The following is a 17,704-nucleotide window of genomic DNA, read 5'->3' as shown; positions in this document are numbered from 1 at the left end:
TATCCTAATTAATCACATGAGAAAAATAATTTTACTATTTATTGCCGCTCACCTCGCCAGCATTTGTATGGCGCAGGTTAAGGTGCGGTATTTATTAACAGAAAACAAAATTGACCCGATCAGTATAGATGTCTTAAATCCGCGGTTCAGCTGGCAGCTCAATGCAGGTGATAAACGCAATGTAATGCAAACAGCATATGAGCTAAGAGTAAGCAGCATTGGCAAGGGGAAGCATGAGGTTTGGAAAACAGGTAAGATAATGTCTGACGAGTCTATGTACATAACTTACAAAGGCGAGCCGCTGGCAGCCGGTCAAAAATATATGTGGCAAGTTCGGATTTGGGATAATACCGGTAAGGCCTCTGCCTGGAGCGAACCTGCAACCTGGCAAATGGGCATGCTTACCGCTGCCGACTGGAAAGCCAAATGGATAACCCCGGGCTTTAAAGAAGATTCTGTCAACAGACCGAGCCCGCTGTTTCGCAAGGGGTTTTCTTTAACAAAAAAGGTAAAATCGGCCACTGCTTATATTACTTCACATGGCTTATATGAAGCACAGATAAATGGACATCGGGTGGGCGATGCTTATTTAACCCCCGGTTGGACGACTTACAATAAACGCCTGCAATACCAGGCCTATGATGTTACCAATTTGCTTCAGCCCGGAGCAAATGCTGTTGGCACAACCCTGGGTAGCGGCTGGTACCGCGGGCATATCGGTTTTTCGAATCAGCAAAACTATTACGGAAAAGACATAGCCCTGTTATTTCAACTGGAGGTTACCTATACCGATGGCACTACGGCTACCATAATATCCGACGAGAGCTGGAAATCATCTACCGGCCCTGTAAGATTTGCCGAAATTTATAATGGTGCAACCATTGATGACCGCATGCAGCAAAAAAACTGGTCAACAGCCTCATTTGATGACAAAAGCTGGTCGGGCGTAACGGTTAAAGATTATACAAAATCCACGTTGGTTGCCACCGTTAACGAGCCGGTTAAGAAGCATGAAACCTTTAAGCCTGTAAAAATATTTAAAACGCCCAAAGGCGAGGAGGTAATTGACTTTGGCCAAAACCTGGTTGGCTGGGTACAAATTAAAGTAAGGGGCAATGCAGGCGACACCATCCGGCTATCGCATGCCGAGATTTTAGACAAACCCGGGAATTTTTACACAGAAAACCTGCGCGCTGCACGGGCCCAGGATATATACATTTTAAAGGGTGGAGGCGAAGAAGTATTTGAACCGCAATTTACCTGGCAGGGTTTCAGGTATATTAAGGTAGAGGGTTATAAAAAGGATTTGAATGCGGCTGATTTTACAGCAATTTCCCTTTATTCAGATATGAAACCGGCGGGCACGTTCAGTTGCTCCAACGAAATGATTAACAAATTACAGCACAACATACAATGGGGTCAAAAGGGTAATTTTTTGGATGTTCCTACTGATTGCCCGCAACGTGATGAACGGCTGGGCTGGACGGGCGATGCGCAGGTGTTTTCGCGTACGGCAACTTATAACATGAATGTGCACAACTTTTTTACCAAATGGCTTAAGGACGTTGCGGCAGATCAGTACCCCAGCGGCAGTGTTCCGTTTGTTATACCCGACGTGTTGGGCAATAACAAAAACGAGGCCGGGGGCAGTACCGGATGGGCTGATGTATCAACCATAATCCCTTGGAATATGTATGTAGCCTATGGTGACAAACAGATCCTGGAGAATCAATATGCCAGCATGAAAGCATGGGTTAAATATATGCAGGATAAAAGTAAAAACGACCTTTGGAATACCGGTAACCATTTTGGCGACTGGCTTTTTTACAGCGTAAATGACGACACAGATGGCAGTTCGGCTATCACCAGCAAATACCTTATAGCGCAATGTTTTTACGCGAACTCAACACAATTGATGATAAACACGGCAAAGGTGTTAGGTAAAAAAGATGATGAAGCCTATTATACCGACTTGCTGGCAAAAATTAAAAAGGCATTTTTTAATGAATACTTAACTCCAAACGGGCTTATTTCATCAGATACACAAACAGCTTATGTACTGGCCCTGCAATTTGATATGTTGCCTGAAAACTTAAGGCAACAGGCGGCACAGCGCCTTGCCAATAACATTGCCCGTTACGGCAACCACTTAACCACCGGTTTTTTGGGCACGCCTTATTTGTGCAATGTGCTCAGCCGGTTTGGCCATGAAGATGTAGCATATAAACTGTTGCTGCAGGATACCTATCCTTCATGGCTATATCCTGTAAAAATGGGCGCTACCACCATTTGGGAAAGATGGGATGGCATCCGGCCTGACGGTACTTTGGAAACCCCTACCATGAACTCCTACAATCATTACGCCTACGGCGCTATCGGCGACTGGATGTACCGCGTTATAGCCGGTATTGATACCAAAGAAGCAGGCCCCGGTTATAAACAAATCGTTATAAAACCGACCATCGGCGGTAATTTAAATAATGTAGTTGCTGACTATGAAACAAATTATGGAAAAGTAAGCTCGCACTGGAAACTGGATGCCGGCAACCTGTTGCTTGACGTGGAAATTCCCGCAAATACAACAGCTACCGTTTACATTCCCGGGAGCAGCAGCAGTGCTGTTTTAGAAAGCGGCAAAGCAATAAACGCTGTGCCCGGCATAACAGCAGGCGACGCAACAGACGGTTATGTTGCCGTTAATGTAGGTTCGGGCGTTTACCATTTTAGCATAGCGAAACCGTGAAACGTTGACTAAGTTGGATCAGGCTGATTATAACGATCCGCCTGATCTGTAGTTCTGAAAATAAAATGAAAAAACTTAATCAACTAATCAAACAGCAATGGGCATAATATTTGGCGTTTTTTTTCACTTTATCGGGGGCTTTGCTTCCGGTAGTTTTTATATTCCTTACAAAAAGGTTAAAGGCTGGGCATGGGAAAGCTTTTGGATTGTGGGCGGTATCTTCTCGTGGCTTATTGTACCACCCATTGCGGCCTATCTAACCATTCCAGGGTTTGCTGAAATAATAAGCAGCACAGGGTTTGAGGTGCTGAAATGGACCTACCTCATGGGCGTTTTATGGGGTATTGGCGGTCTGACTTACGGATTGGGCGTACGTTACCTGGGGGTATCACTGGGCAGCACTATTATCTTGGGGCTGTGCGCGGTTTTTGGTTCGCTTGTCCCTTCGGTGTATTATAATTTCGTTCCGCAGGCCGGAAAAGACACCTTTACCACGCTGCTTACCACACATTGGGGGCAAATGGTATTGCTGGGAATAGCTATTTGCGTTGTCGGCATTATTATATGCGGCAAAGCGGGAACCATGAAAGAAAAGGACCTGTCCAAAAACAGCGCAGCGAAAGCTGAAAATAAAGACTATCGTTTTGGGCTGGGCATATTTGTGGCTGTAGTATCCGGTATTTTGAGTGCCTGTTTCAATTTTGGCTTAGAAGCCGGCAAATCAATGGCAGATACTGCCAATGCCGTTTGGGTGGCTGCGCATCCGGGCCAGGGTAACTTTTTGTACAGGAACAATGTGATTTACATTGTAGTGCTTTGGGGCGGCCTCACCACTAATTTTATCTGGTGCATGATACTGAACTTTCGGAACAAATCATTTAACAACTATACCGATAGCAAAACACCTCTGCTTAAAAATTATTTATTTTCGGCCCTCGCCGGAACAACATGGTTCCTGCAGTTCTTTTTTTATGGGATGGGCGAAAGTAAGCTGGGCAACGGGGCCAGTTCATGGATCCTTCACATGGCGTTCATTATCCTCATAGCCAACGTGTGGGGCCTTGTATTGAAAGAGTGGAAAGGGGTGAGTAAAAAAGCTTTTAACACAGTTATTCTTGGGATAGCTGTAATTATTTTATCAGTTCTCGTAGTTGGATACGGTAACGCAATTAAGTAAAAATGACGATTGGGAAAGTACGAATCCAGACTTTCCGATCCTCCAAACAAAAACAATATGTCTGTCAAAGAAACAAATTTTAAGCACGTGAGCTATTTATGGGATGATGCCAAAGCCGCGGAGCTTGCCGGCGATGAAGTGGCGCTGCTCATTTACCGCTCAAATTTATTGGGAGCTGATTTACGGCTTACCAACTATGGTGGCGGTAATACATCATGCAAGGTTATTGCAAAAGATCCCTTAACCGGCACCGATACCGAAGTGATGTGGGTAAAAGGGTCAGGCGGTGACCTGGGTACGTTGAAAAAAAGCGGGCTGGCGGCCCTTTATGTTGATCGGTTGCGTAGCCTTACAAATGTTTACAGCGGCATTGCGCATGAGGACGAAATGGTGGAGCTTTTTAACCATTGTATTTTTGACCTGAGCTCAAAAGCACCTTCCATTGATACGCCGTTGCATGGCTTTTTACCATTTAAACACATTGACCACCTCCATCCTGATGCGGCAATTGCTATAGCGGCTGCAAAAGACGGTAAAAAAATAACACAGGAGCTTTTTAATGGAACTATAGGCTGGGTGGAATGGCAAAGGCCCGGGTTTGACCTGGGATTAAAACTGAAACAATGCCTTGACGAAAACCCGGGTATTCGTGGGATTATGTTAGGTTCACACGGGCTGTTTACCTGGGGCGATACAGCTTACGAAAGCTATATAAATACCCTGGAAATAATTGAGCAAAGCGCCGAATACCTTGAACAAAATTATGGCAAAAAAGGACCCGTATTCGGAGGGGTTAAATTAACCAGCCCCGCAGAAGACATTCGCAAAAAACAAGCGATTGCGATAGCTCCTGTCCTTCGTGGATTTTGCTCAGGCCATGTACGCATGATAGGCCATTTTACGGATGACGCCCGTGTGCTGGAGTTCACCAACTCAAATGACCTGGATAGGTTGGCGCCATTGGGTACCAGCTGCCCTGATCACTTTTTAAGGACCAAGATCAGTCCCTTGGTTTTGGCGATTAAAGCGGACGACGACCTTAGCGACACTAAAGCGATAAAGGAAAAACTAGCACCTGCATTTGAGGCATACCGCAAAATGTATGCAGCCTATTATGAAAGCTGCAAACATCCTAATAGCCCCGCCATGCGCGATGCCAACCCGGTTGTAATCCTGTATCCCGGAATCGGTATGTTCACCTTTGCAAAAGATAAGCAAACTGCGCGGGTAGCGTCTGAGTTTTATATCAATGCCATCAATGTGATGAAAGGCGCAGAGGCAATATCTGAATATACTTCACTACCGCGCCAGGAAGCATTTAACATTGAGTATTGGTTACTGGAAGAAGCCAAGCTGCAGCGTATGCCTAAACCAAAATCACTTTCGGGCCGTATCGCGCTGGTTACCGGAAGTGCCGGCGGAATAGGGAAAGCTATCGCCAAAAAATTTGCCAACGAAGGCGCATGTGTTGTTATCAATGACAACGACGCAACCCGTTTAGCTCACGCAAATGAGGAGTTTTTAAGCCAGTATGGTAAAGATGTTTACACCACCGCGTTAATGGATGTAACTGATAAGGAGGCTATAAACAAAGCTTATGAAGCAGCAGTTTTGGCATTTGCAGGGGTTGACCTCGTAGTAAACTGTGCCGGACTTTCGATCTCAAAACCAATTGAAGAGCATACCGAAAAAGACTGGGACCTGCTTTATGATGTTTTGGTAAAGGGCCAGTTTTTGGTTACCCAGGCGGGTGTTGAAATTATGCGCAAACAGGATACAGGTGGTGATGTGATAAATATTGTGAGCAAAAACGCTTTGGTATCAGGGCCTAATAATGCTGGTTATGGGTCAGCAAAAGCTGCACAGCTACATTTAAGCAGACTCAATGCTGCTGAACTTGGTAAAGATAATATCCGCGTAAATGTTGTCAATCCCGATGCCGTAATATCCGACAGTAAGATCTGGGCCGGCGATTGGGCAGCGGGCCGTGCAAAAGCCTATGGCGTAACCGTTGAAGAACTGCCTGCCTATTACGCAAAAAGGACATTACTAAACGAGATCATTCTGCCCGAAGATATTGCGAATGCTTGTTTTGCCTTAGTTGGCGGCTTGCTTAATAAATCAACAGGAAACGTTTTAAATGTAGATGGTGGGGTTGCGATGGCGTTTGTGAGATAATATAAAAGTTAAATAAATAGTGCCGAAGTTGCTGCTACAAACAATTCAGTATTTCACGGGGTTGGGGTACAGCAACTCCGGCATCTTTAAATAAAATGCACCGCATTGAGTTCCTTCCGACAACTGAAAAAGAGCATATCCTATTGATACTAAAATCACTAAAATATGCTCTTAATTAATCTGTTTTAAGTCGGGATGAGAAGATTCGAACTTCCGACCTCCAGCACCCCATGCTGGCGCGATACCGGGCTACGCTACATCCCGAAAATTTTATTGGGGAATGCAAATATAATTTTTGACCGGTAATTTTTAAAAATTATATCAATTTGTATCCGCCTGCGTTTCCAAAAACTCGTTAACCATAGCCACAAAAAGGTCAGGCATCTTGCTATCGGGATTGGGGGACATCACCTCGCCCATGTAACTGCCGTGATTTCCAGGCAGTATGGCCAGCCGCCCATGCGGAAAAAGCCTCGCCATTTTAGCCGCATGTTCAGGTGTCGCCAGGTCGCGGTCGCCAATAACCACCAGTACCGGCGCCTGTACCGAACGCAGCTCCTCGTCCGCCCAGTCTTTAAATACTTTCATTCGCTGGGCATCTTTGTTAAACATATTCACCAACCCCGCCTGGCTCCCAATTTTCAAATATTCGTCTTTATATACCTGCGGCAGGTAACTGAATTGAGGGTCGTCAAAGCCTTTCCAAAATGCAGCAAGCACTCCTTCGCGTTGGTAAAATGCTGATGCTATGATCAGTTTCCCCACCCTGCCGGGATGTCTTAGCGCTATTTCGAGCGAAGTTTGCCCGCCGTTGCTAAAGCCCATGATATTTGCCTGCGGGATGTCAAGCTGTTTCAAAAGCTCTGCAACGTCATCGGCATCCTGTGCAAAAGTTTCGGGAGCATCCCTGTCGCCGGTATGGCCGTGTGCCTGTAGCTCAACGGCAATAACCCGGTGGGTTTTGGAAAGCGCGGGCATTATCCGGCCAAAAGTGGTTTTAATGGTTGAGCCCCCGCCATGCAGCAATACCAGCGGGGTACCGCTGCCCTGCACCTCGTAATACATTTTTATGCCGTTCACGCTGGCATAGCTGCCTGTTGGCTGCGTTGGTCTGCTTTTAGGTTCCATCATCATCAATTTATTTTCTCATTCTTGCTTCTTCAAAATCAAGTTCCTGCTCTTTCGCTCTTAACAAATGGTCAGCATACTCCTTGTTCTTATGCATTTTATTTAACTCCGTTCTGCGTACAGCTATAATTTCAAGCAGCATCTGCCTGTAGGTTTTCAAAAAAGCAGGACTGGATAATTCGCCTGCTGAGAGGCTGTCATCAGCAATTTTTGCCATGCGTTCATACCGCTCTTTTACCCTTTTAAAAACGCTGAGTTCAGCAATTTCTTTTGAGCAGGCTGTTTCCATATAAGCAACTACCGCTGTAGCTAACTTAAAACGGATCTCCAGGTCCTGTTGCTCATCGTTGGTATCCTCCTCTATTTTCAATACCCGCAAAAAAAACGGCAGCGTTAACCCCTGCAATACCAGTGTGAACAGAATAACAATAAAAGTGATAAACAAAATAAGGCTGCGGTGCGGGAAAGCGCTCCCATTTGTAAGCGTTAGCGGAACCGCCAGTGCCGATGCCAGCGATACCACGCCGCGCATACCGCTCCAGGCAATTACGAATACCGATTTCCAGTTTAATTTCACCGTTTTTCGCTTCAGTTTGCGGTTAACGAAATTGGTGAAAAGCCCCCCAGGAAATACCCATAAGATGCGGATGACGATGGTAGCCAAGCTGATGACTACAGCGTACATGATCACCGCCGAAAAAGAATAATTTCCTATTCCTTTTATAATGCCGGGGAGCTGCAGGCCGATAAGGATAAACACCGTACCGTTTAAAAGGAACGTTAAAACCGTCCATACCGTTACGGCTTGCAAACGCGAATCATAAGCAAAGATCTCGGCCGAACGGTAAGAAAGAAACAGGCCGCCGCTAACCACCGCCAGTACACCCGAATAGTGAAAATGTTCAGCCGTAAGGTACATGATGTAGGGCGTAATAAGGGTAAGGGCTGTATCAATACTTGGGGTGGTTGGTAAAAACCGGTGGATAGCATATACAATTACTGCTATAGCTATACCGATAAGAATGCCAATTCCCGCTACCAGAATAAAATCGACTCCCGCCCGCCAAAACACAAACTGGCCGGTAAGCACACTAAGCAGTGCAAACCTGAATACCACCAGGCTGGAGGCATCATTAATAAGGCTTTCGCCTTCTAAAATAGACATCACATTCCTGGGCACCTTAAGGTTTTTCAATACTGAGGATGCCGCAACCGCATCGGGCGGCGAAATGATGCCGCCGAGCAAAAAGCCCATGGCAAGCGTAAAATCAGGGATCATGAAATGGGCAATTAAAGCTACGCCGGTTGCCGTAAATATAACCAGGCCCAGGGCAAGCCTGCTGATGGGACCCTTTAAGTTCCAAAAATCCGCCCACGAAGTATTCCAGGCAGCGGCATACAAAAGCGGGGGTAAAAACACAATGAATACCATGTTAGGATCCATTACAATAAACGGAACACCGGGAATAAAACTGATGATAAGTCCTGAAATTACCAGTAATATCGGGTAAGATATCTTTAATTTTTCGCTTAGCAGACCCAACATTGACACAGCAAACAAAAGAGAAAGAATGAGCAGTAAATTATCCTGGAGCATATCAAATTATTTTTAAAGCAAACTTAGGTCGCTGCGATTTAAAAATAACACAAAAATTTAAGCCCTAATGCCGGCTGCTGCATGTTTTATTGAAATAAGCAGCGCTTTTTGACAATTGCGCAGGCATCCGCCAGCTCTTTTTAATATAGCATTAGCACCAGCAAAAACACCAGGATCCAAAATACCAGGGTAATATGAAGCTCCCGGTCAAGGTGCTCCGCGATCAACTTCCTTAAATCCATAGCCCAATTGTTTAAACCCGCCTATGTTGAAATTCTCAATTTTTCATTTCCTCCAGCCTGTTAAGTTCGATGATCTTAATATGAGATCCCCGCTTTTCAATCAAACCGCCATCTTTAAAATCAGTTAATATCCGACTCACCGTTTCTATAGCTATACCTGCCATTGAAGCCAGTTCGTCGCGCGAAATTTTAACCAATGCTTCGTTTGATTGTTTACCCAGCCTGATCAGTACCTGCGCCAACCGCTTCCTTACCGAATTATATGCCAGTTCAATCATTTGGTCTTCCTTGCCTTTTATATTGCCGCAAAGCATTTTTAAAAAGCGTTGTCGTACATCGGGATGGTAGTTCACAATACTCTCTACCGCCTCTTTGGGCAACAGGCACAGAACACTGTCTTCGATAGCTTCAGCTGTTTCATTAAATAAATTATCAACAAAAAGTGAATCAATACCGAGGTAATCATTTACTTTATAAATCCCGGTTATAAATTCCCGCCCATCTTCGGCCAGCATAAAGGTTTTTATACAACCCTCCATTACCAGGTAAACTGACGATGACCTATCGCCTGTATAATATAAGATCTGCATTTTTCTTACCCGCCTTATCCTGCTTGTTGCAATTAAACCCTTTAAATCGACCGTTCCGTTGGACGACAGGGTTGTCAAGGTTTCAATAGTCCGCAGCGCCTTTTTTAGATAAGCCAGCTTTTTTTCCTTTTTGCTAAATTGGCTCTTAATGGCATCTAGTAACACCCGTGGTTCAAATGGCTTTTCCAGGTAATCATCAGCGCCCATTTCCATCGCCTTTCTGAAATCCTGTCGTGCGGTCTTAGCTGTTAAAAAAATAAAGGGAATATCCGACAGTTGATCATACTTATTTAATAAAGCTAAAACACCGTAACCATCCAGGCCCGGCATCATAATATCACATAGTATCAAATCTGGCTTATGTGATAGCGCCATATCCGCGCCGCGTTTGCCTCCCACCGCCTGCAAAACGGTATAACCGTCCAGTTCCAAAAGGTCGGTTATGCTTTCCAGCGTATCGTAATTGTCTTCAATAACTAATATGCTTTCATTCATGGTTTCATATTTATTTTTAAATATTTAACCGCAGTACAGTTCAATAGTATTTCTTCAATGCTATTAAATATTAGGTCGGCTTATTGGTTGGCAGGCTAAAAGATAGTGCTTATGCTTGTGACAGGAAATACATTTTTTTTTATTTTAAAAGCACATATCAGCGATAAAAAAAACATTATTGAAACTCCAGCAGTTGCGATGGTTTAACATCCAATGCTTTTGCCAGTATAAATATTACCGAAACACTGGTGTTTATAATCCCTCGCTCTATCCTGCTTACCTGGCTGTATTCAATTTCAGCTATAAAAGCCAGCTTTTCCTGGCTTAACTTACATCGCAATCGATGTTGTTTCACATTTATTGCTAAAACTTTAACAGCAAATGCATCTTTAACTTGTGGCACTTAACAAAGCTGGTTGATTTTTTTTTAAGACATGAAGGCACATTTGCCATATTTTTAGCCGTAGAAGGTGTATTTCTGCCTGTTAAGGGTAAAAGGTTAAAATTAACAACGGATGGATTTAAACTTGCCGCCGATTATTAGACATAAGCATTAAAAGATTTCGCTAAAATTTACGCCCGATAATTTATGCCGGATGAGATTGGCGCAAGCAATTGGGAGGGCCGGATATTTAAGGCTTTTGCAAGGAGAAAAATAGCTGAAACGCTGGTGTTTATTAATTCGCGCTCTATCCTACTTACCTGGCTGAATTCCATATCGGCAATATTAGCCAGCGCCTCTTGTGAAAGGTCCCTTCCCTGGCGATAAAGTTTAACGTTATCAGCAAGCAGTTTAATCGCTTCAATACTCCTCAACTGTCCCATATCACTTCAAACTTACCGGCGTTACCCTGCACTTTGGAGTGCAATTAGTTAAAGGTAACATATTAATAAGCACTTATGGTATAAACACCTTAACATATTAATTTGTAAGCCGTTCAGCCAACTAACAACAAGACTTTATTGCCTGATATGGCACTGCCTCCCTGCCGTTGCTCGTAACTTGATGCTTCGTTGCTGAAATTATCGTCACCCTGTGGAGAAACTCCACAGATTTAGAAATGAACCAATTAAATCAAACTACTGATTGTCAGACAAATAAACCACACTTAATGATTTGGCATCATTGTGTGTATATACCTATCACAAAACGAAAAACAAAAAACTATGAAAAAGTTAATAGGCATGATTGCTTTAGCAGCGATCTCATTTGGAAGCGTTTATGCGCACACTACAGTTAGCCCGGTTAAATCAACCATGCAGGTTGATACTACCAAGAAGAAGAAAACCAAACCAATGAAAAAGGACACAACCGTTAAGAAAAAAGATTCAACTCTTGTAAAACAGAGGTAATCTGAATTTCATAATCATAAAAAAAACCGCCTTACTATGTTAGTAAGGCGGTTTTTTTGTAAAAAATAAGGGGAGCTTGCTAAACCTGCCTGGGCCAACAATTCTTAGCTATTGTTTACGTTATACAATTGCTTTCAATTTAGTAACTTTAGTGCTATGAGATCTTTCGCTTTAATTCCTGCCTTACTGGTGATGTTAACCTTTAGCTGTTCGGCGCAAAAAAAGATAGTGGCTAAAGATGCCTCCCAACATATAGGTCAAACCGTAATGGTGTGCGACAAGGTTTATAATACAGAGGTACAGGCGGCATCAAATACAACCCTTTTGTACCTGGGCAGCGAAACAGGAGCCTACCTAACCGTTGTGGTAAAGGGCCCCGAAAATCCAAAGTTTAAATGGCATCCCGAAACTGATTTTAAGGGACGTACGGTTTGTATAACTGGCAAGGTTGCCGACTATAAAGGAAAGCCTGCCGTATATGTTACCGACAATTCACAAATAAAACTGGATGTGCACTGATGATGCCCAAAGTTAAATTAAACCGTTTGCATGGGATGTTCGGTTTCCTTCAAAACCAGCTGCTGCTGATGTTTTAATTTTTCCCGGCGCATGTACCTCCAGTGCAGCAATCCTATTAATAAAGCGGCAATTCCTTCAATCATCAGTGTATCCGCAGCGCCAACCCACTTAGAAAGGAGGCCTACCAGCAAGCCGCCCAAAGGCTGCATTCCGAAGAATGCCATTGCATAAAAGCTAATCACACGACCCCGCATATCAGGTTCTACCGTGGTTTGGATCAGCGTGTTGCTTACCGTAATTTGCGACATCATCCCAAAACCGGCAATCGTTACAAACACAAGCGCCAGCGGGTAGCTATGCTCATGCGAGAATAAAATGAGCCCGGCGCCAAAAACCAGTGTATTAATAAAAAGAATCTTTTTAAGATCGGCCCCGGCTTTCTGCGATGCCAGGAAAATGGCACCTGAAAACGCCCCAAGCCCTATAAAGCTGTCAATAACCCCAAAAGTAGATGCTGTTCCCTTAAAAACATCTTTTGCATAGTAGGGGATCAGCGTGCTAAACGGCAATACCATTAAGCTGATCAGCGCCAGCATAACCAGCACAAAGGCTATAGATGGAGTGCGCCTTATATAGGCCAGCCCCTCTTTAAGTTCACCGAAAACATTTTTAGGATGTTCCTTTTTAACATATTTGGGCAGCTTCATCAGCAGCAACGATCCTATAACCGCCACAAAACTCAAAGCGTTCAATAAAAAACATACGCCGTCGCCCAGGCTTTCCAGAACTATCCCCGCCAGGGCCGGGCCAACAATACGTGATAGGTTAACCATTGATGAATTAAGCGCCAGCGCATTAGGCAGGTCATCTTTTTCCTCCACCATATCGTAAACCAATGATTGCCTTGCCGGAACATCAAAAGCATTGATAATGCCGAGCAACACGCTCAGGCTTATAATTTCCCAAACAGTGTAATGCTTAAGCAATATTAAAATGGCCAGCAGCACCGCCTGGATCAGAGAAGCTACCTGGGTTGCGAGCAGTACGCGGTAGCGGTTATACCTGTCGGAAACTACGCCGCCGATGAGCGAAAACAGGAAGGAGGGGAAAAGGCTGGCAAACAAGGTTAAGCCCAACATAAAGGTTGAATGGGTTAGCGAATAGATTACCCAGCTAACCGCCGTTTTTTGCATCCAGGTACCTATTAGCGATATCGACTGCCCTGCAAAATATAAACTGTAATTACGGCTTTTAAAAGCCCTGAAGGTTCTGAATGTTTTTATAGTTTCTGTAGTCATTAATTATTCTCCCGTGTTGCTGGTGCCAGGATATCCTTTATCCAGCTGTGTACCCTTAAATCTTCAAATCAACTATGGTGCTTAACATTCCGCTGGCCTGCTTAAGTATCGCCTGTTCTTTGGCCGAGCAGGTTGCCGCTATAGCCCTCGCCAGCCATTCATCACGCTCATGTCTGAACTGCAGCAAGGTGCGTTCTCCCAGTTCTGACAGCGAGATATTCACTTTCCGTTTATCTGTTAATGATGCGGTTCGGATAATATATCCCAGTTCTGAGAGGTGGTTGAGCACCTGCGACATAGATTGATTGGTGATCATTTCGCTGGCGGCGAGTTCGCTGGGCAACATAGCCTTGTTTTGGTAAAGCAGCGCCATGGTTGATCGCTCTGTTAATGAAAGCTGCAACCCGGTCTGCGATTCCTTCCGCAGCTTCTTGATGAGCCTAATCATTACATTGCGCAGTTCCGATGCAAATTGGATATCCTGGTTAGCCTCCATAATAGTAAGTTAAACTTATTAGTTTACCTTACAAATATACGGTCAAATACTCTTTTTTGAAACCGGGAATTATCATTTTAAGGTAAAGGTTAGCTCAATAAGCTGGATTTATTTGCCTGCTTATTGAGATTTTGAGGTAGCATATTTATTATGAATCAGTAAAATAAGATACGGCTTGGGTTACTATGCCATATAAGGAACAACAAAGGTTTGCTTTGCCCGGGTTGAAACATTCAAATAGTAGGTCCATAATGCAGCCACTATTATCGCCTTAACAATTTGTGTAACACCATAATCTGAAAAATCGTTTTTCACAAACGCGTTGAAGAAGTAATTTAAAAAGAGAAATATCACCATGAACAAATAATACATTTTTACGTAATGAGCGGTAATATCCCTTTTCTTAAAAACCAGCAATGCACAAAAAGCTGAAAAACAAATTACTGACACGTATCCCAAAACCTCAAAAACCAATAAAGCCTTGTGCATTTTGCTAACTACGCCAGCATTAACCAGGTTCCATTTGCTCATGGAAAAAAAGCCCTCGCTTGCTAAATAATTTATCAGGCCCAGTGGTGTTAAAACCAGCACAATGGCCAGCCAAATCAGCCACCCGCCTAATGCCGGTGGAATACCGGTAATGTATTTTACCGTGGTTGTTTCCGTTTTATACACCCTTAAACCTGCATATGCGAAAGCGCAAGCAACAATAATTGTGATAAGCAGCATTAAATAATTTAACTGAAAAGGGGTCTTCTTTATGTCGGGAATATAATAAAAGCTAAACGAAAGCTTGTCGTCCTTAAGTTCTTTTACATCTTTTTTAAATGTCGGCAAATCGCTTAGTGGTATATAATCTTTAAAATAAGTAAAGCGGTACCGCAAATTTAAATCATTTCCCGAGATGGTTTTGTCCCCGATAAAGCTGTATGTATCCCGCTTTATTTCGTTGTGTTCATTCTCCATATCCCATCCATATGCTAAATTTATCTTTATGGAATAATCCATATTATAAGGATATGACACGGACACAGGGGTTTGCACCTGGCCATTTACATCCGGCAATTGTCTTGAGATATCATTTGCGTAAAAATCGGCAGTGTACTTTCCATTGACGGAATCCCGTTTAAAAAAATTGGTGATCTTATAGCTTTCAATTGTGACGAAAGTATTTTTCTTTGGATCGTCTTTAATCATTATCGAATCTACCGCTTCAATTTTGTTATAAGTTTTTGAGTAATATTCCAGATAGCTTTTTTCTATCTGCGCTATGCCGGTAGTTGCAATATCATCTCTTATGTCGTCTGCGTGAGATAGGGTATAGGTTGTTGTAACCTTAAAATTTACCGGCGAAAATTCGTCCCTAATATCGTATTTTTCTACAACCATTACTTTGCCGGCTTCCGATTGCCTGATATTGGTTAACTCATTATTACCCGGTTTTAAAATCAACGCTTTCAAATAAGGCGGAAAATAAAGAGCAGTACCTTCTCCGCGCTGGTTTGATATGGTTGCATCAACCCAGGCTTCTTTCCCATTTACAATGGCCACAACAACTGCATGGTCAAATATTGACGGGGCGGGGATAAAGGTGTCGATTTTATCAAGCAAGCTGGTATTCAGTAACGCCATGTGTGCCTCAATTCCGCCGGCATTGAGTATGGATGCCAATAAAAGAGATTTGTCCTTACAATCACCATAGCGTTGTTTAAACACCTTTTCAGGCGAATTTGCTTTATGCGAATAGGGCCCGGTTTCAATACCCATATACCTCACCTCATCCTGCACCAACATCACCGCAGCCCTGAAAAATTTGCCTTTATCCTTTCCGTATCTTTTTTTCAGCGCTGAAACGCTGTCGGCAAGTTCACCTGTAAACTTTGTTTGCAGCGGGTTAATCCTCAGTCCCCAATTAACAACCTCGGCCCAGCTATCATATTCACTTACCTGTACGTGCGCGTATTGATTGACCCACTTAGGCTGAAATTTATTAGTTGAGATTCCAGGCACCTCAAAGTCTTCCCATTCATAACGTCTAAGCCCGTTTTTTTCGGTTATTTTGGGTTGCGAGAGCAGGTTAAAAGATTTAAGGTAGATTTTACGGCCGGCAGAAACGAGCAACGTTGTATATTGATGCATAATGAGATCAGAGCCCTGTAAGTACACGCTCCTGCTCCATTTATTATCAAAAATAGGATTACTCCCTGTAATGGTATAAGCGTATTCTATCCGGTCGCCCTTCCGGATATCCGGCAGTACATATTTCGCGGAATACGTTCCATTGTAAATAAATTTATTCAATTCATTTTCTTCGGGCAATAGCTTAAAAGCGTCGATATTAAGCCTGTTCTGCGGCTTGTTATTGCGCCATATGGTTACCTCATGAAAGTCCAGCCGCTCAAACAAGGGGTCAAAGCTCACGGAAATCTCTGAGTTATTTTGCACTCCTGATTCGGAAACTATAGCGGTAATAATATGGTTGTAGGTGGCCTTTTCCTCAACATTAACCTGTTCTTCAACTAATTCATTATAGACACCGTCCCTTACATTTCTTTCGGCAGGCTTTTTATTATTTGGCTTACACGGCAATATCCACCATGGCTTAGGGGCACTATGTATAACAGGCGTTGCCGCCGACAGTTCCCTTGCAGAAATTACACTAACTATAAAAAAGCATAAAAAAGGTTTTATCAGGGCGCTAAGGTTTATTTTCATTTGGAGTTGAAAATAAAAAAAGATAACGAATAAAAAAACGCCTTATTTGGAGATATAAAGTCTTTAAGGGTACTGGGTACAAACAAAATACTTTTAAAACAGACTGGTCTGCTTCCCGTTTTTGGGCACAAACAGGGTATAGTCAAATTCCGGCATATCTCTGTCTGCCATGAACCGGTTACAGGCCATTTTAAACATCTGGTGAATAGATTCAGCTATCTTCCCCTCGCCGCTCATTCGTCGGCCAAAATCACTGTCATTCAGCTTTCCATCGTGGCATGATCTTATCATGTTAAGCACTTTTTCGGCGCGGTCAGGAAAAGCCTTATTAATCCAGTCGGTGAAAATTTCGCTGATGCTGCCGTTCAAACGCACAATGGTAAACCCAGCTGAAACGGCACCCCTGTCTGCTGCTGCTTTTATAATGGCGGGCACTTCGTTGCTGTTTAAGCCGGGAATAATTGGCGCTGCCATTACCCTGCAGGGAATTCCTTTTTCTGTAAGCTTTTGAATAACGGCCAGCCGGCCAGTAGCGGTTACGGTTCGGGGTTCCAGCTTTTGCCGCAATTGTTCATTTAATGAGGTGATAGAAACATTTACATGTACCAAACGCATAGCCGCCAGTTCCTGTAGAATATCCAGATCACGCAGAATGACGTTATTTTTGGTGATGATACTAACTGGATTTTTATATTTGAGAAATAGCTCCAAAAGCGCCCGTGTTATTTTTAACTGCCGTTCAATTGGCTGGTAACAATCCGTATTGCCCGAAAGCATTATACAAACCGGGGTGTAATTTTTTTTATTAAAGTACTGCTCTAAAAGTTCGGGAGCGTTTCGTTTTACTATTATTTTGCGCTCAAAATCAAGGCCGGCGCTAAAACCATAATATTCATGGCTATTTCGCGCATAACAGTAAATACAGCCGTGTTCGCACCCCTGGTACGGGTTTATGGAGTACATGTGGCTAAGGTCAGGGCTGTTCGATTCGCTTACAATTTTTTTTGGCGTTTCCTCAAAAAGCTGTGTTGCGGTATTTTCAAGCAGGGGTTCATCAAGCCCTTCTATATGCTCCAAAACATACTTGCTTTTTAAAAATTTATTGTGAGTATTTACCTGTGCACCCCGCCCTTTAAAAAATGCTTCGTTATCCTCATGCCCCATACAGCAAAT

14 protein-coding genes and 1 tRNA gene are annotated in these 17,704 nt (G+C 43.4%); 5 read left to right on the top strand and 10 right to left on the bottom strand.

Annotated elements, in window-relative coordinates:
- Positions 1–16 precede the first annotated feature (16 nt).
- The 3 genes from MuYL_RS02275 to MuYL_RS02265 all read left to right on the top strand — a co-directional run bounded on the left by MuYL_RS02275 (position 17) and on the right by MuYL_RS02265 (position 6,098).
- Entirely contained in the window at positions 17–2,743 is a 2,727-nt protein-coding gene (locus MuYL_RS02275) for a glycoside hydrolase family 78 protein (RefSeq protein ID WP_094568982.1), read from the top strand.
- Between the two features lie 97 nt (positions 2,744–2,840).
- Positions 2,841–3,920, top strand: coding sequence for an L-rhamnose/proton symporter RhaT (gene rhaT, locus MuYL_RS02270; protein ID WP_094568981.1), 1,080 nt, complete (start codon positions 2,841–2,843; stop codon positions 3,918–3,920).
- 57 nt (positions 3,921–3,977) lie between these two features.
- The gene (locus tag MuYL_RS02265) at positions 3,978–6,098 is read left to right on the top strand and encodes a bifunctional aldolase/short-chain dehydrogenase (protein WP_094568980.1); all 2,121 of its coding nucleotides are present in this window, start codon (positions 3,978–3,980) and stop codon (positions 6,096–6,098) included.
- Positions 6,099–6,288: 190 nt separating this feature from the next.
- On the opposite strand, the gene MuYL_RS02260 is transcribed toward MuYL_RS02265, so the two are convergent.
- The 6 genes from MuYL_RS02260 to MuYL_RS02235 form a co-directional block, all read right to left on the bottom strand.
- Positions 6,289–6,362 (bottom strand) — tRNA-Pro (locus MuYL_RS02260).
- Between the two features lie 57 nt (positions 6,363–6,419).
- Positions 6,420–7,232, bottom strand: a complete 813-nt coding sequence (locus MuYL_RS02255; protein ID WP_094568979.1) for an alpha/beta fold hydrolase — start codon at positions 7,230–7,232, stop codon at positions 6,420–6,422.
- Between the two features lie 4 nt (positions 7,233–7,236).
- The gene (locus MuYL_RS02250) at positions 7,237–8,823 is read right to left on the bottom strand and encodes a Na+/H+ antiporter (RefSeq protein WP_094568978.1); all 1,587 of its coding nucleotides are present in this window, start codon (positions 8,821–8,823) and stop codon (positions 7,237–7,239) included.
- Between the two features lie 277 nt (positions 8,824–9,100).
- Positions 9,101–10,150, bottom strand: a complete 1,050-nt coding sequence (locus MuYL_RS02245; RefSeq protein ID WP_094568977.1) for a response regulator — start codon at positions 10,148–10,150, stop codon at positions 9,101–9,103.
- Positions 10,151–10,325: 175 nt separating this feature from the next.
- The gene (locus MuYL_RS02240) at positions 10,326–10,505 is read right to left on the bottom strand and encodes a helix-turn-helix domain-containing protein (RefSeq protein ID WP_211710228.1); all 180 of its coding nucleotides are present in this window, start codon (positions 10,503–10,505) and stop codon (positions 10,326–10,328) included.
- 218 nt (positions 10,506–10,723) lie between these two features.
- Entirely contained in the window at positions 10,724–10,975 is a 252-nt protein-coding gene (locus tag MuYL_RS02235; RefSeq protein WP_094568976.1) for a helix-turn-helix domain-containing protein, read from the bottom strand.
- 342 nt (positions 10,976–11,317) lie between these two features.
- On the opposite strand from MuYL_RS02235, the gene MuYL_RS02230 reads away from it, so the two are divergent.
- Complete coding sequence (locus MuYL_RS02230; protein ID WP_094568975.1) at positions 11,318–11,503, top strand: hypothetical protein; 186 nt, start codon at positions 11,318–11,320, stop codon at positions 11,501–11,503.
- Positions 11,504–11,659: 156 nt separating this feature from the next.
- Complete coding sequence (locus MuYL_RS02225; protein WP_157740542.1) at positions 11,660–12,022, top strand: hypothetical protein; 363 nt, start codon at positions 11,660–11,662, stop codon at positions 12,020–12,022.
- Between the two features lie 17 nt (positions 12,023–12,039).
- Here the strand turns inward: MuYL_RS02225 and MuYL_RS02220 are convergent, their stop codons facing one another.
- The 4 genes from MuYL_RS02220 to MuYL_RS02205 all read right to left on the bottom strand — a co-directional run bounded on the left by MuYL_RS02220 (position 12,040) and on the right by MuYL_RS02205 (position 17,695).
- Positions 12,040–13,320, bottom strand: coding sequence for an MFS transporter (locus MuYL_RS02220; protein WP_094568973.1), 1,281 nt, complete (start codon positions 13,318–13,320; stop codon positions 12,040–12,042).
- A gap of 55 nt (positions 13,321–13,375) precedes the next feature.
- Positions 13,376–13,816 carry a MarR family winged helix-turn-helix transcriptional regulator gene (locus tag MuYL_RS02215; RefSeq protein ID WP_094568972.1) on the bottom strand — a complete coding sequence of 147 codons (441 nt, stop codon included), beginning with the start codon at positions 13,814–13,816 and terminating at the stop codon, positions 13,376–13,378.
- A gap of 183 nt (positions 13,817–13,999) precedes the next feature.
- Complete coding sequence (locus tag MuYL_RS02210) at positions 14,000–16,531, bottom strand: DUF3857 domain-containing protein (protein ID WP_094568971.1); 2,532 nt, start codon at positions 16,529–16,531, stop codon at positions 14,000–14,002.
- Between the two features lie 93 nt (positions 16,532–16,624).
- Complete coding sequence (locus tag MuYL_RS02205) at positions 16,625–17,695, bottom strand: PA0069 family radical SAM protein (RefSeq protein WP_094568970.1); 1,071 nt, start codon at positions 17,693–17,695, stop codon at positions 16,625–16,627.
- Positions 17,696–17,704 lie beyond the last annotated feature (9 nt).

This window comes from Mucilaginibacter xinganensis (genome assembly GCF_002257585.1).
In the GTDB taxonomy this organism is placed as follows: domain Bacteria; phylum Bacteroidota; class Bacteroidia; order Sphingobacteriales; family Sphingobacteriaceae; genus Mucilaginibacter; species Mucilaginibacter xinganensis.
The sequence above is the reverse complement of the archived record's forward strand: the minus strand, read 5'-3'. Positions and strand labels throughout refer to the sequence as shown.

Excerpts from the sequence above, each read along its gene's own strand:
- MuYL_RS02250 (WP_094568978.1), bottom strand. The coding sequence starts at position 8,823 with ATGCTCCAGGATAATTTACTGCTCATTCTTTCTCTTTTGTTTGCTGTG.
- MuYL_RS02230 (WP_094568975.1), top strand. The coding sequence starts at position 11,318 with ATGAAAAAGTTAATAGGCATGATTGCTTTAGCAGCGATCTCATTTGGA.
- MuYL_RS02265 (WP_094568980.1), top strand. The coding sequence starts at position 3,978 with ATGTCTGTCAAAGAAACAAATTTTAAGCACGTGAGCTATTTATGGGAT.
- MuYL_RS02225 (WP_157740542.1), top strand. The coding sequence starts at position 11,660 with ATGAGATCTTTCGCTTTAATTCCTGCCTTACTGGTGATGTTAACCTTT.
- MuYL_RS02235 (WP_094568976.1), bottom strand. The coding sequence starts at position 10,975 with ATGGGACAGTTGAGGAGTATTGAAGCGATTAAACTGCTTGCTGATAAC.
- MuYL_RS02245 (WP_094568977.1), bottom strand. The coding sequence starts at position 10,150 with ATGAATGAAAGCATATTAGTTATTGAAGACAATTACGATACGCTGGAA.
- MuYL_RS02255 (WP_094568979.1), bottom strand. The coding sequence starts at position 7,232 with ATGATGATGGAACCTAAAAGCAGACCAACGCAGCCAACAGGCAGCTAT.
- MuYL_RS02215 (WP_094568972.1), bottom strand. The coding sequence starts at position 13,816 with ATGGAGGCTAACCAGGATATCCAATTTGCATCGGAACTGCGCAATGTA.
- MuYL_RS02220 (WP_094568973.1), bottom strand. The coding sequence starts at position 13,320 with ATGACTACAGAAACTATAAAAACATTCAGAACCTTCAGGGCTTTTAAA.
- MuYL_RS02205 (WP_094568970.1), bottom strand. The coding sequence starts at position 17,695 with ATGGGGCATGAGGATAACGAAGCATTTTTTAAAGGGCGGGGTGCACAG.
- MuYL_RS02210 (WP_094568971.1), bottom strand. The coding sequence starts at position 16,531 with ATGAAAATAAACCTTAGCGCCCTGATAAAACCTTTTTTATGCTTTTTT.
- rhaT (WP_094568981.1), top strand. The coding sequence starts at position 2,841 with ATGGGCATAATATTTGGCGTTTTTTTTCACTTTATCGGGGGCTTTGCT.
- MuYL_RS02275 (WP_094568982.1), top strand. The coding sequence starts at position 17 with ATGAGAAAAATAATTTTACTATTTATTGCCGCTCACCTCGCCAGCATT.